Source organism: Winogradskyella sp. (assembly GCF_025210595.1).
Taxonomy (GTDB): Bacteria; Bacteroidota; Bacteroidia; order Flavobacteriales; family Flavobacteriaceae; genus Winogradskyella.
In genome coordinates this window covers 1-14,414 of record NZ_JAOARH010000097.1, presented here as the reverse complement: position 1 = coordinate 14,414, position 14,414 = coordinate 1, and the positions used below count along the sequence as shown (strand labels likewise).

The window sequence follows — 14,414 nt, the reverse complement described above, 5'->3', positions numbered from 1 at the left end:
TATTTAGTTATTAATTGTCACTTTGGTTTTGTTATCCCAATGATTAATATTCACTATTCTAGAATCTATGTAATCTACTTCTTTCAAAGTATCACCAAGCCAAAAAAACCATTTTCCGACTTTTTTACCATTATCATAATTTCCTATAGCAACTTTATTACCATTAGCATCATAGCTTTTCCATTTGCCATGAACCTTACCTTCTGCATTAAAAACACCTGTTTGACTTACTTCACCATTATCATGAAAGTAAGTAACTTCTGTTAAACTAGTATCTTCATTAAATTTCAACTGTTTTTCTTGCTGAGCAAAAGAAACTAAACCAAAACATAAAACGAAAAGCATTAAAATATTCTTGTTCATAATCAATGAGGTTAAATTACTTATTAAATCAAATATAAAGATTTCTTAATATTTAAGCAACATTTTCTTAACATTAATTTTACATTAAAGAGCTATTTCGCTGGTTTTAAACATTTTAAAAGATAGAGTTGCAGTGTTTTTGTTTAATAATTACTTAATATTAAGATTACACTGTAATCAAATGTTACACATACATTTGTCTAGTCTTATTAGGACAAATTAGTTTCGTATGATCTAATAGTTTTTGTCGACTAGTTATCATGAATTCTAATGACTGCCTTTGGCCAGGGCAGTTTTTTTTACGCAAAACTTAACACTAAGGAAACATTCGTGTTTGAAATAAGTGAGTTCTTTGCGGCGACAAAAACTAAATCATAAAATGAAACTAAAATTATCTATAGCTATTATAGCTATATTATCAGTTATTACCCTAAAAGCTCAGGAAATTAGTGACACTTCTTTCGGTAAGGGCTTAATCAACTTTGTTGCCAAAGACAGTACTTTTAGTGTAAAGTTTGCTCCACGTTTTCAAGTACGTTCTATGTCGTCTTGGGATCATGATGGCAATCAATACATAAGCCCAGAACATAATTTTATTGTTCGTCGTGCGCGTTTAAAATTTGATGGATTTGCTTATAGTCCAAAATTAGTATACAAAATAGAACTTGGTTTATCTAACAGAGATATTTCTGGTGCTAATGAATTTAATAGAAATACACCACGTTACATTCTAGATGCGGTCCTTAAATGGAAATTTGCTGACAATTGGGAACTTTGGGCAGGACAAACAAAACTTCCTGGTAACGTAGAACGTGTTGTATCTTCTGGTAATCTTCAATTAATAGATCGCTCTTTATTGAATAGTCGTTTTAATATAGATCGTGATTTAGGGATACAATTACGTCATAAAAGCAAATTAGGAGGTAATTTCTTAATGCGCGAAAAGCTATCTGTTTCTCAAGGAGAAGGTCGTAACGTAAGTGAAGGAAACGAAGGTGGTTTACAATATACTGCACGTTTAGAGCTTTTACCATTCGGAAAATTTAAGTCTAAAGGAGATTACAGTCAGTCTGATTTAAAGAGAGAGGAAAAACCAAAATTAATGCTAGGATTTACTTATAACTACAATCAAGATGCTGTTAGAGAAAGAGGTTTTGCTGGAGATTACATGATAAGAACAGATGGCACTATCTATGAGACTGACCAAACTACCATTTTTGCTGATGCTATGTTTAAATACAAAGGATTTTCTTTTATGGGTGAATATGCTAAAAGAACTGCAGATGACGAAATTGCAACCGAAGCAGATGGTGTTACGCCAACTGGTGATGTTGTTTTAACAGGTGATGCTTTAAACCTTCAAGCTGGTTATTTATTCAAAAACAACTATGAAATTGCGGCACGTTTCACCACATTAGATTACGAAAATGTTACTGGTGCATTACCAACTGAACAATATACACTTGGTGTTAATAAATTTATTGTTGGTCATAAGCTAAAAGTACAATCTGACATTAGCTATACTACTGTAGATGGTAATGAAGATAACATCACTTTTAGACTTGGTTTTGATATTCATTTCTAATTTAAAACATAACGTTTAGGTAACGTTACACTTAAATGGTATAAAGATATTTGCAAAATTATTTTAACTAAAAATTATGGATAATATTTATTTACTAATGCTAATTGCCATAACTACACTTGCTGTGTTCGATATCATAGTTGGTGTAAGTAATGATGCTATTAATTTCTTAAATTCTGCTATTGGTTCTAAAGCTATTTCTTTAAGAACTATAATGATTGTAGCCAGTTTAGGTATTTTTATTGGTGCTGTGTTCTCTAGTGGAATGATGGAAGTCGCCAGAAAAGGAATTTTTGTTCCGGCTCAATTTGAATTTGGTGAAATTATGCTCATTTTCATGGCTGTAATGATTACAGATATTCTTCTATTAGATTTCTTTAACACATTAGGCTTACCAACATCAACTACAGTATCTATTGTATTTAATTTATTAGGTGCAGCTGTAGTGATGTCATTAATAAAAATAAGCAATTCAGAGTCACAAACAATTTCAGATTTAGCTACATATATCAATACTGAGAAAGCTATAGAAATCATCTCTGGTATTTTATTATCTGTTGTTATTGCATTTTCTGTTGGTGCTCTTGTACAATGGGTATCGAGACTTATTTTCACATTTAACTATGAGAAAAAAGTTAAGAATTTTGGGATGGTTTTCGGTGGCGTAGCTTTAACCGCTATCACATACTTTATCTTCTTAAAAGGACTAAAAGGAACACCATACTACAAAGAACTTAAAGGTGCTTTAGAAGGCAATGAAATTTATATTATACTTGGCAGTCTTGTTTTTTGGACTCTATTTTCATTCATATTTGAAAAAATCACAAAAAAAACAGTACTTCTTATAGTTATAGCTGTAGGAACATTTGGTTTAGCTTTAGCTTTTTCTGGCAATGATTTAGTAAACTTTATTGGTGTACCAATGGCAGCATACCACTCTTACGAAGCTTGGGTCGCTGGCGGAATGGATGTAGCTATGTCTATGGAAGTTTTAGATAAAAAAGTACCTGCAGAACCTTACTTATTATTTATTGCAGGTGCTATAATGGTGCTTACGCTTTGGTTTTCTAAAAAAGCTAAAACTGTTGCCGAAACAGAGATTAGCCTTTCTAGACAAGGTGATACTCACGAAAAATTTGAACCTAATGTTTTATCTAGAAGTATTGTAAAAAGCACATCTAGATTATCTAACTACATTGGAGCTATTTTACCAAAATCATTAAGTAATAAAATAGAAAATAGCTTTAATAAGCCTGAGGTAATCATGACAAAAGACCAGAGTATTGATGCTCCTGCTTTTGATATGATTAGAGCATCAGTAAACTTAATGGTAGCAGGTGTTTTAATTGCCATTGCAACCTCAATGAAGTTACCATTATCTACAACTTATGTTACATTTATGGTAGCTATGGGTACATCTTTAGCTGATAGAGCTTGGGGAAGAGAAAGTGCTGTATACCGTGTTGCTGGTGTTTTAAACGTTATTGGAGGATGGTTTGGTACTGCTCTTGGAGCTTTTATAGCTGCTGGTACAGTGGTATTTTTAATAAACTGGAATCCTGCTGTAATTACACCTATTCTATTATTATTAACAGCAATTTTATTATACAGAAACTACATATCTCACAAAAACAAATCAACAAACACTCTAGAAGAAGATAGTTTAAAAGAAACTGGTAGCAGATCTGTACAAGGTGTTATCTTAGAGAGTGCTGATAATATTTCTAATGTTGTAAAACGCGGAAATAAAATCTATACTAACGCTGTAAGTGGTTTAGCTAAACAAGATTTAATACTACTGAAAAAGAATAAGAAACAAATCGATAAGTTATCTACCGAAGTTGATAGTCTTAGAGATAACATTTTCTATTTTATTAAAAATTTAGATGAAACAAGTCTAAGAGCTAGTAGTTTCTACATCAATATTCTTGGCTATTTAGAAGACATGACACAATCACTTGAGTACATTTCTAAAGTAAGTCATAAACACGTTAACAATAACCATAAGAAACTTAAATTTAGCCAAATTAAAGAGCTTAAAGAAGTAGATCAAGCATTAGAGTCCCTACTAAATGATGCTAAGATTGCCTTCGACTCTAGGTCTTTTGAACAAATTGGTTTAATAATTAATCGTAAGAAAGAAGTTCTTGATTTAGTAACTGAAAAGATTGTAAAGCAAGTTTCTCGAACTAGAACAGAAGAGTCTAGTCCAAAAAACACAACACTTTATTTCGGATTATTACTTGAAACTAAAGATTTACTTAATGCTACAATGAATTTATTACAAGAATATCACAAATCTTTTGATAGTTCAGTAGAACCTGCGACAATTACTGTTACAGAGGAAGTAAAAGATTCTTCTGAACAAGAATAGAGTACAAATAATTTACTTTGAAGCCAGCATCTCTAATGCTGGCTTTTTTTATTTAAAAAACTTTAATAAAATAAATCCTAAAGCAGCTCCAATTACTATTGTCCAAACCGTACTAACTTTAGTTTTAAAAGTAAGAAATATAGCAGACAGAGCAATTACAATACTTTGCCATTCCAATAAGGTGTCTTTTGCCATAATTATAAGCACAGTAAGCATTACAGCAACAGCAGCAACATTAACAGAGTCTAAAAAATATCTTAGAATTTTAGACTGTTGCATTTTAGATATAAAAGGGTTTAATATTAAAACAAACAAAAAAGAAGGTAAAAATATACCTGTTGTAGCTGCAAGCGCACCAGTAAATCCAGAGAGCTGATAGCCAATAAAGGTCGATGTAGATAACACAGGCCCAGGTGTAAATTGGCCAATAGCAATAGCATCTATTAATTCAGCTCTAGTAAGTAAACCCTTGGTTACCAATTCGGCATCTAAATACGCAAATAGCACATATCCACTTCCGTAAAGAATAGCACCTACTTTTAAAAAAATTAAAAAGAGTTTTAAAGTCGAAATCTTCACTATAGTCGTATTAATCCCAAGAAAAAGAAGAAAAGGAGAAATGGTGTTTAAATTAGGTGTTGATTTAGATTTTAAATAAAAAAACAGCATACCTAAAACTCCTGCAGATAATAATGCTACGACTTCATTAACACCTAGCAAACTAGCTACCAAAACTAATATTCCCAATATGGTAAGCTCAGTATTTTTTATTGCTTTTTTACCTAGCTTTAAAATGGCACCTGCTATTATTGCCAACACCGCAGGCTTAATTCCGTAAATAAATGGCTCTACCTCTGGCAATTGCCCATACTCTACGTATAAATAAGCCAAAATAGCTGTTACAATTGTTGCCGGAAAAATAAAGGCTATACCTGCTACAAAAAGTCCAGCTTTACCTGCTCTTTCATGACCACAATGCATTGTCATCTCTGTAGAATTTGGACCAGGAATTAAATTTGTAGTTCCTATTAAATCCAAAAAATAGTCTCTCGTCATCCATTTTCTTTTCTCAATAATTTCTTCTTCCATCATGGCAATATGAGCGGCTGGGCCACCAAAAGCAAAAAGACCTAACTTAAAAAACACCTGTGCAACTTCTTTTAGTTTAGAATTCATTCTCAATATTTTAAGCTTTTCAACATCTAAAATTTGTATTTAATCGTATATGTAAATGTATTGAATAAATTATCTTAAGCATGAAAAAAATCTCAATCCTTTTAATTGCAGCACTTTTACTAAGTTCTTGTGTTTCTAAAAAGAAATATTTAGCCTTAGAACAAGAACATGGAGAAACCAAAAACCAACTCGTTAAAACTCAAGTAGAAAAAGAAGATTTAGAAAACAAGTTTGCAAAAATTCAAGCTCGTGTAGACAGATACAATAAAAAGATTAATTCTTTAAATGAAGATATAGAAGATCTTAGAATTGAGAATGATATTAAATTAGATGTTAATGACGATGGTACCATAATCTCTAATGACGCTAAGCGAAAGATGATAGCCACTTTAGAAAAGGTTGACCAAGAAAAATTAGCTAATGCAAAGACTTTAAAAGATTCTATGAACTTAGCATTACAGTATAATCTCGAAAAAACTATGCACAGCTCTGATTTAAATAACGATGAAGACATTGCCGTAAATATTAACGAAACTGTAGTAATGATTTCAATTTCGGACAAAATGTTGTTTAACTCTGGAAGCTACAGAATTAGTAGCAAAGCCAATAACATACTACAAAAATTAGCAGATGTAATTAACTCTGAAGAGAGTATAGATGTTATGGTAGAAGGCCATACAGATTCTAGAAGTATCAATACAGAAAAGATTAAAGACAACTGGGATTTAAGTGTGTTAAGAGCAACTTCTGTAGTAAGAAAACTACAACACAAATACAATGTAGATCCTTCAAAATTAATCGCATCTGGTCGCAGTAGCTATCAACCACTTGTAGAAAACAACACCAGAGAAAATCGTTCTAAAAACAGAAGAACTCGAATTATTTTAATGCCAAACATTGATAAATTCTTTGCTTTAATGGAAGCAAATTAACTAATCCATTTTACTAAAGTAAAAAAGCACTCTCCCTTATAGTTAGGCATTGAGTGCTTTTGTTTTTTACATTTGTATTAAACCAACTTTATGAAATCATTGATAACCTTTATTGTTTTTTGTCTATCATTCGCTAGTATAGCTCAAACCCTATCACCAGATCAACTTTTAGAAAATGCTTTGTCTTATCATGATCCTAATCAAAAGTGGGATACATTTAGAGCACAATTTACTGTTGAGACTACTACTCCTAACACCACTAAACGAACTAGCACTATTAGACTTGATTTGCTAAGAGAACATTTTAGCGTAAGATCTACAAAAGACACCACAACGACTGTGTATACTATTTCTAAAGAAAATTGCTATTTGGTATTAAACAACAAGAATGTAGATAGCATTACTGCTAAAAAAAACAACATGTCTTGCGATAGAGCCAAACTCTATAAAAACTATTACACCTATCTCTATGGTTTGCCAATGAAATTAAAAGATTCTGAAACAAATCTTAGCGAAACCGTTGAAAAAAGGACCTTTAAAGGCAAAGATTATTTGGTATTAAAAGCAACCTATGATGAAACTGTTGGCAGTGATGTATGGTATTTTTATTTTAATCCTAAAACTTATGCCATGGAAGTATATCAATTCTTTAAAACAGATAAAAACGGTAATGAAAAACCTGATTCTGGCGAATACATTTTACTATCTGAAGAAACTACAATAAGTGGAATTAAAATGCCTAAAGTACGCGCTTGGTATTACAACAAAAATGATGAATATTTAGGAACAGACACATTAATTGAAGACTAAGTTTCTTGAAAAAAAGCGTTTCAACCAATAGCTATTGGTTGAAACGCTTTATAACACTTTGTTTCTAATGTGCTCAACAACTAAAACTTAAAATCAATTAATAACCATCCACAAAACAATCATCTCCTTCGCTTAAGTTTTAATTCCTATAGCTTAAAAATTATTCATTTAAGCTAATACTTAACATAAATATACATCTATTAACAACGCGTAGGTTTTATTATGGATGCGCTCCATCATTATTTAGAACTGCATAAAATACAATTCTGTAATTTGTGGCAAAAAAGGCTAAAACGTGTTTAATAAAACAACATTCATTGTCATTCAATTATGTTGTTAATAAAGGTTAAGTTTTATTGTAAATCAATCTTCATTTTCAATTAAAACAAACTCCTTCGCTTACTGCATTATAGTAGTTTATTTTGATATAACTTGGGAAGGACAAAGATTTAAAAATACGCAAAAAAATGAAAGACATTCTTATTAACAATGCATACGAGTTCTCAACAAAAAAGAGATTGCTCATTAAACTTTAAAAAGAAAAAACACTAACTAAAAAGACCTATTTATCAATGTGTTATTGATAATTATATTACAAATCAATGAACAATGAATTAGCTATTAAATGGTGGATATTAGTAAGCTATTGTAGCTTAAAAAAAGAATTGAAATTAAAATTTATATAAGAAAAATCTAGCAAAAAGACCGTTATTAAATTCAAGCTAACAAATACTGTTATTTGAAATTTTCCTCAGCTACTTTTTCTAATTCAGTATACCAATCTTCACCAAACTTTCTAATGAGTGCTTCCTTAACGAATTTATATACCGGAACTTGCAACTCCTTACCAAGTGAACAAGCATCATCACAAATATCCCACCGTTCATAATTAACACCCGAAAACTCTGAATAATCCTTTACTCTTATTGGATATAGATGGCAAGATATAGGTTTCTTCCAATCAACCTCACCTTTAATATAAGCTTGTTCTATACCGCAAAGTGCCATATTATTGTCATCAAAAATAACATATGCACATTCCGCACCATTTATAAGAGGTGTTTCTAAATCTCCAAACACCGTTTTTATTGAAGTACCTTGACTTTCAATAGCTTCAACTCCTTCTTTTCTAAGAAATGGTTTTACTTTTGGATAGATATCTTCTAGGATCTTCACCTCTTCTTCATTTAAAGGTGCGCCTGCATCACCTTCTATACAACATGCGCCTTTGCAAGCCGACAAATTACAGACAAAATCCTTCTGTATTATATCTTCTGAAATTATAGTTTTTCCTAGCTGAAACATTTTGCAAAAATAGTTTTTTAAGTTTTAGTTTTCAGAAAAAAACAAGTGAAAAAAATCTTAAAACATAAGCTTTTAAAGACCTAAAGTATATAAACTTAATTATAATTTAATATTGTAAATCAGTAATTTAGTTGCACCTTTGCGGCGAATTTTAAAATTGAATGTCATGAAATTAGTTTTTAAAGAAATTTTTACTGCTTTTATGGTTCTTTTTGCCGTAATAGACATTATTGGTAACATTCCTATTATTATAGATTTACGAAAAAAAGTAGGTCATATACAAAGTGAGAAAGCATCATTAATTGCTGGTATCATTATGATTGTGTTTTTATTTGTTGGTAAAAGCTTACTAAATCTTATTGGTATTGATGTAAACTCATTTGCGGTGGCAGGTGCGTTTATACTATTTTTTATAGCCTTAGAAATGATTTTAGGAATTACACTTTATAAAGAAGATGATAGTAATGCCATTACTGCTTCTGTGTTTCCTTTAGCATTTCCGCTTATTGCAGGTCCTGGTAGTTTAACAACACTACTATCTCTCCGTGCAGAGTTTGCAATAGAAAATATTATTGTAGCGGTAATCTGCAATGTTGTTTTTATATATATAGTGTTAAAAACGTCTTCAAAGATTGAACGACTTATAGGTAACAACGGAATTAACATTATAAGAAAAGTTTTTGGTGTAATTTTGTTAGCTATAGCAGTTAAATTATTTGCTCAAAATATAAAAGCGCTATTAGCTTAAATAAATTTATTATGAAGATTTTTATCTGGGTTTTAACAATTTTAGCCGTAGGACTTATCATTTTTAATTCCACAAAGTTGAATTTTAACGCCTTATTTGAAGGTGAAAGTTATACCGCTGTAATAACTATTATTGCAGGTCTTTGTGCTGTGATTTTACTTCAGATTCTTAGAATATCTAAAAAAATAGAAGCTCTAAGTAAAAAACAAAAATGAATTTTGATACTTTAATTATTGGTGGAGGAGCTGCTGGTTTATCTTGTGCACTAGTTTTAGGCTCTGCTAAAAATAAAGCATACGCAAAAGATAAGCATATTGGTATAATTACTCATCAAAAAACATCTCACCTTCAAAATGCTTTGTTTAATAATGTTTTAGGATTGCAACCTGGCACTTTAGGTAAAGATCTTTTAGAAAATGGTAAGCAACAGCTTAAAGATGCATATCCTCATGTTACTCAAATAGACAAAGAAAAAGTAACGCGTATAGAACAAAATTCTGAAGGTTATAAAGTTGTTACCAATAAAAATGAATATCTATCTAGAATTGTAGTTATTGCTGTAGGTTATACTAGCTTAATGACAATAAAAGGACTCGAAAATTATATTGAACCTCACCCAAGAGCCGCAGTAGAAAAAGATAGAATTTGGTTAAAAAACACAGATCATATAGTAGATAAAAACCTTTATGTTGCCGGAACTTTAGCTGGTTGGCGCAGTCAATATGCTATAGCTTGTGGTAGTGGATCTCATGTTGCCACAGATATTCTAACATTATGGAATGATGGAAAACACACTAAAGTGCACGATAAGGTTACTGTCTAAAGGTAGGATGCTCGTTACTTAAAAATATAACTTCCTGCACCATAATATCTTCTTTATTAAGTATTTCTTCAAAAGCATTATCGTCAAATAATTGTCTTGCTAAAGTTGCTTTTATAAGACGTCTTATTTCTTCTTTATAAACAGTAAAAGAAATGTTGGTTCCTTCTCTTCGGTTAACATAATCTTGAAAACGCATTACCATAAGATCACTAACTTCAAAATTATTTATAAAATCGTATTTAGACTCTTGCTCATAAGCAGTTCTATCTTTGTCTAATTCTTCAAAAACAAAATAACCAAAGTGTCCTCTTCGTCTTAAGTAGTTAATGGTTTCATTATCAAAAGACTGATCTATAGGTACAAATACATCTGGAATAATTCCACCACCTCCATAAACTACTTTACCTTTAGGAGTAGTGAATTTTAAAGAATCATCTACTTCTATATTAGATTCATCTGCCAATTCACCTGTCCTTAAACGTTTAAAGTAATCGTTATAATAGGAATGATTATCTCCATTACTATATGGTCTTTGTATAGAGCGACCTGTTGGAGTATAATATCTAGACACTGTTAAACGCACAGCACTACCATCACCTAAAGCCATTTCGCGCTGCACTAATCCTTTACCATAAGACCTACGACCAACAATAATACCTTTGTCGTTATCTTGAAGTGCACCTGCTATAACTTCGCTTGCAGATGCTGAATTTTCATTGATTAAAATATAAATCTCACCTTCTTCAAAATCTCCTCTTCTTGTGGCATAGGTACGTTCTTCATTTCCTTTTTTGTCTCTTGTAAACAAAATAAGTTTATCATCTTCTAAAAACTCGTCTGCTATTTGCTCTGCAACACCCAAGTAACCTCCAGGATTATCACGCAAGTCTAACGCTAATTTTATTGCACCTTGATCTTGTAATTCTTCTAATGCCGATTTAAATTCTTTAAAACTTGTCTCAGCAAAACGGTTCATCTTTATATAACCTAATTGATCTGTAAGCATATAAGCAGCCTCTACACTTTTAATTGGTATACTTTTTCGCTTTACATTAAACTCAATAAGTCGATCTTCGCTTTTTCTGTAAACCGTAAGCTTTACTTTAGTGTTCTTATCTCCTTTTAGCTTTTTTGAAATGAGATCGTTCGTCATATTTTTTCCGTAAATGGTATCTCCATCTGCTAATAAAATACGATCACCACTCATAATACCAGCACGCTCGCTTGGACCACCTTCAGTAGGCTTAATAACAGCAATAGTGTCTTTGTATGGATAATAATTTATTCCAATTCCAACAAAATCACCTTTCATGTTTTCGTTAATACGCTCTAAATCTTCTTTTGGAATATATGTAGAATGCGGATCGAGATTGTCTAAAATTCCATTTACTGTGACATCTACAATACTATCTGTATTTACATCATCTACATATTCGTAATCTATATAATCTATTAATCGATTAAGCTTATCTTTTTTACTATTGGTTGTAAATAGATTATCTGAAGTGTCTGAAAAGTTTAATTTTCCACCAATGACAACTCCTGTAGCTATTGCTACTCCAATAATTAATGGTATGTATTTGTTTTTTGTTGCCATTAGGCTCTTAAGTCTTCTATGTAAACCAATTCTATGCCTGCTTTCTCTAAAAACTCAAGACCAGAACAATCTTTGTAGGCACGAGAATAAACTACCCTTACTATACCAGCTTGGTGTATTAGTTTACTACAATCTGTACAAGGCGACAAAGTAACATACAAAGTAGCACCCTTACAGGATTGCGTTGATGCTGCTACCTTTAATATAGCATTAGCTTCTGCGTGGAGCACATACCATTTAGTTTTCCCTTCCTCGTCTTCACAACAATTTTCAAAACCTGTAGGAGTGCCATTATAACCATCTGAAATAATCATACGGTCTTTAACAATAAGAGCTCCAACTTGCTTGCGTTTGCAATGCGATAATTTCCCCCATTCTTGAGCAATACGTAAATAGGCTTTATCGTAACGTAGTTGTTTTTTGTTTGACATTATTATATACAATGTAAATAACGAAGATAAAAGTAAAGCATTGTTTAAGCAATTTACTTGTCGTTAAAGTTTTACCAAACTTTTAGATTTATTGAAGCAAATCGCTATTAATTATCATAGGAATAACCAAACCAACAACAACTGCTGAGAGTACCATAACCCAATCGCGACGCGAAAATCTAAATATAGTTTGAAATAAAAACCCAAGAAAAAGAACAACAAATACAATGATGACCTGAGCAATTTCAATACCTAAGGCAAATTCTATAAGAAGCTCTATTTTGTTTTGAGATTGGCCTGCAAACATTTTGAATTCTCTAGCAAAACCTAAACCATGAATAAGCCCGAAAAATAAGGTTGTGAAAAATAACAAGCCTACTTTATTTCCTCCATCTTTTTTACCAGCTGTAAACACATTATAAATAGCTGCTATTAAAATGGTCACCGGAATTAAAAATTCAACCAACTTTCCATCTACAGTTACAACACCATAAGCTGCTAACACCAATGATAACGTGTGACCTAAAGTAAACATAGAAACAAGTAAAAGAACACGTTTCCAATCTTTAAACACATAAGGAACAGCTAAAACCATTAAGAAAAGAACATGGTCATAACCATTAGGATCTAGGACGTGGTCAATGCCATACTGCACATTAAACCAAAAATTGTCTAACATAATTTTTTCATTTGGGATGAACCAAAGTTACGATTTATATTGATAAAAAATATTTTTGAATCGAATTGAAGTTTTTATGTATAGTGGCTTTTGTGATTTCATGCAACATCTATAATTAATTATGGCTTTGGCACTACAATAGGTCTAATAATCCAACATTCAATTTTTATCGTTTTTCCACCCAATCCTTTAAGAAACACTTCTTCTTTTGTTGGTGCTTTGGCTAAATAATTAGCAACAGTTTGGTTTACTAACTTCTGTAAAGTTGGGTCTATACGAGATGCCCTTTCAGCTTCTTTAGCCGCTAACCAATAGACTGCTCTTTGATAAAAATTATCTTTACCACAGTTTTTATTCTTAGCACTTTTAGCATACATATCTGCAATTAAAAGGTGTGGCTTGCCGTTTGAAGGATTTAATTTTAAAGCATTTATAAAATACAATCGTGCTTTACTATACTGTTTCTTGCTTTTTAAAATTACACCTATCCTAATTGCTAAATTAGATTTTTTATAAGCCTTAGTCTCTAAAGCATAACCTTCTTCTAAATATTGATATCCTTCTTTATCTTTTCCTTTTTTAAATAAAATTGTAGCTACAAAAATTTTAGTATCTGCCGATGGTGCCACTTTATCATACTGTTTTACAAGTTTTTCATATAGTTCGTCATCTGTACATTTCTTATAATACATTCTGCCAACTGCACGTTTTAACCATATAGAATCGTTTTGGTGCTTTTCAAAGTCTCTTGAATAAAGTGGAATTAAATTTTCGCATTTGGCTCTTTTATCAGCCAAAGCATTAATATTATCTTTAATCAGTGAATAATTTTTAAGATAGCTCTCATAAGCCGTTTTTTTATTCTTTTCCCTCCTTGAGAGACTTTCACCATTTTCTAGCTTATCAACTAGTGCATTCAGTTTTTCCGAATAATTCTGTACTTCAATTTCAATCTTATCACTAATATCATCATAGGTATTAAAAAGCTCTAAAGCTGATTTATTACCTCCATCAAAAAGCTTAGTGGAAAGTGAAAAATAAGTATATAAACTTTTTGGATTTCTAACTGTTTTTTTGTCTTCTATAAATGCTGTATTAAAACAATTATATAATTCAAGATTTGTTTTACCAAACTTGTCTTTATGATCGTATATTAATTGGCAAGCCTTAGCAGCATATTCGCCTGTTGAGGTTAGACTAGGAAAGTAGTTTTTTCGTTCTTTCCATAAGGCCAATAAATCTTCTATATAATCCTTCTTTTCATTAGCTTTTGTATCCTTAATCTTATGCTTTAGAATTTTTTCTCCATCAGTGTAGATAGCTAAACTTAGATTGGGACAATTAGTTCTTACATAAAGCCAGTCTTTGTAAGCGGAATCATAATTGTTTGCTTTTGTAGCTTCATGAAAATTAGAAAGTTTCGTTTGGCATTCTATATTGGTTTGAGCGTTTGCAATCATAACTAATAGCATAGCTATAACTAAGAAAATAGGTTGTCTTATCATCATACAATTGAATAATAGTTAGTTATTAACTAAAAGATCACAAAAAACATACCAAAAACAATATGTATTCCTTGCTGTAAAAAAGA

Annotated in this window: 14 protein-coding genes; 7 read left to right on the top strand and 7 right to left on the bottom strand. The window is 31.3% G+C overall.

Annotated elements, in window-relative coordinates; genetic code table 11:
- Window positions 1-3 precede the first annotated feature (3 nt).
- Window positions 4-363, bottom strand: coding sequence for a nicotinic acid mononucleotide adenyltransferase (locus N4A42_RS10475; protein WP_294073698.1), 360 nt, complete (start codon window positions 361-363; stop codon window positions 4-6).
- A 379-nt stretch (window positions 364-742) separates the two neighbouring features.
- Between N4A42_RS10475 and N4A42_RS10470 the strand changes: the two genes are divergently transcribed.
- Both N4A42_RS10470 and N4A42_RS10465 read left to right on the top strand, forming a co-directional pair.
- Window positions 743-1,948, top strand: coding sequence for a porin (locus tag N4A42_RS10470; protein WP_294073696.1), 1,206 nt, complete (start codon window positions 743-745; stop codon window positions 1,946-1,948).
- Window positions 1,949-2,024: 76 nt separating this feature from the next.
- Complete coding sequence (locus tag N4A42_RS10465; protein ID WP_294073694.1) at window positions 2,025-4,322, top strand: inorganic phosphate transporter; 2,298 nt, start codon at window positions 2,025-2,027, stop codon at window positions 4,320-4,322.
- 48 nt (window positions 4,323-4,370) lie between these two features.
- Here the strand turns inward: N4A42_RS10465 and chrA are convergent, their stop codons facing one another.
- Entirely contained in the window at window positions 4,371-5,498 is a 1,128-nt protein-coding gene (gene chrA, locus N4A42_RS10460) for a chromate efflux transporter (RefSeq protein WP_294073692.1), read from the bottom strand.
- An 80-nt stretch (window positions 5,499-5,578) separates the two neighbouring features.
- On the opposite strand from chrA, the gene N4A42_RS10455 reads away from it, so the two are divergent.
- Complete coding sequence (locus N4A42_RS10455) at window positions 5,579-6,430, top strand: OmpA family protein (protein ID WP_294073690.1); 852 nt, start codon at window positions 5,579-5,581, stop codon at window positions 6,428-6,430.
- A gap of 90 nt (window positions 6,431-6,520) precedes the next feature.
- A complete protein-coding gene (locus N4A42_RS10450; protein ID WP_294073688.1) occupies window positions 6,521-7,240 on the top strand; it encodes a DUF6503 family protein in 720 nt (239 codons plus the stop codon).
- A gap of 735 nt (window positions 7,241-7,975) precedes the next feature.
- On the opposite strand, the gene N4A42_RS10445 is transcribed toward N4A42_RS10450, so the two are convergent.
- A complete protein-coding gene (locus N4A42_RS10445; protein WP_294073686.1) occupies window positions 7,976-8,545 on the bottom strand; it encodes a DUF3109 family protein in 570 nt (189 codons plus the stop codon).
- A gap of 166 nt (window positions 8,546-8,711) precedes the next feature.
- On the opposite strand from N4A42_RS10445, the gene N4A42_RS10440 reads away from it, so the two are divergent.
- Genes N4A42_RS10440 through N4A42_RS10430 form a run of 3 tightly spaced genes read left to right on the top strand, consistent with a single transcriptional unit; the run spans window position 8,712 to window position 10,116 of the window.
- Window positions 8,712-9,293, top strand: coding sequence for a MarC family protein (locus N4A42_RS10440; protein ID WP_294073684.1), 582 nt, complete (start codon window positions 8,712-8,714; stop codon window positions 9,291-9,293).
- A gap of 11 nt (window positions 9,294-9,304) precedes the next feature.
- Complete coding sequence (locus N4A42_RS10435) at window positions 9,305-9,508, top strand: hypothetical protein (protein ID WP_294073682.1); 204 nt, start codon at window positions 9,305-9,307, stop codon at window positions 9,506-9,508.
- On the top strand, window positions 9,505-10,116 hold the full coding sequence (locus N4A42_RS10430; protein WP_294073680.1) for an FAD-dependent oxidoreductase: 612 nt from the start codon (window positions 9,505-9,507) through the stop codon (window positions 10,114-10,116). Before N4A42_RS10435 ends, N4A42_RS10430 begins: the two co-directional genes overlap by 4 nt.
- On the opposite strand, the gene N4A42_RS10425 is transcribed toward N4A42_RS10430, so the two are convergent.
- The 4 genes from N4A42_RS10425 to N4A42_RS10410 form a co-directional block, all read right to left on the bottom strand.
- Window positions 10,106-11,713 carry a S41 family peptidase gene (locus N4A42_RS10425; RefSeq protein ID WP_294073678.1) on the bottom strand — a complete coding sequence of 536 codons (1,608 nt, stop codon included), beginning with the start codon at window positions 11,711-11,713 and terminating at the stop codon, window positions 10,106-10,108. The genes N4A42_RS10430 and N4A42_RS10425 overlap by 11 nt on opposite strands.
- On the bottom strand, window positions 11,713-12,144 hold the full coding sequence (locus tag N4A42_RS10420) for a dCMP deaminase family protein (protein ID WP_294073676.1): 432 nt from the start codon (window positions 12,142-12,144) through the stop codon (window positions 11,713-11,715). Before N4A42_RS10420 ends, N4A42_RS10425 begins: the two co-directional genes overlap by 1 nt.
- 88 nt (window positions 12,145-12,232) lie before the next feature.
- Window positions 12,233-12,823 (bottom strand): HupE/UreJ family protein, encoded by a 591-nt coding sequence (locus tag N4A42_RS10415; protein ID WP_294073674.1) that lies wholly within the window; start codon window positions 12,821-12,823, stop codon window positions 12,233-12,235.
- 119 nt (window positions 12,824-12,942) lie between these two features.
- Complete coding sequence (locus N4A42_RS10410) at window positions 12,943-14,331, bottom strand: hypothetical protein (RefSeq protein ID WP_294073672.1); 1,389 nt, start codon at window positions 14,329-14,331, stop codon at window positions 12,943-12,945.
- Window positions 14,332-14,414 lie beyond the last annotated feature (83 nt).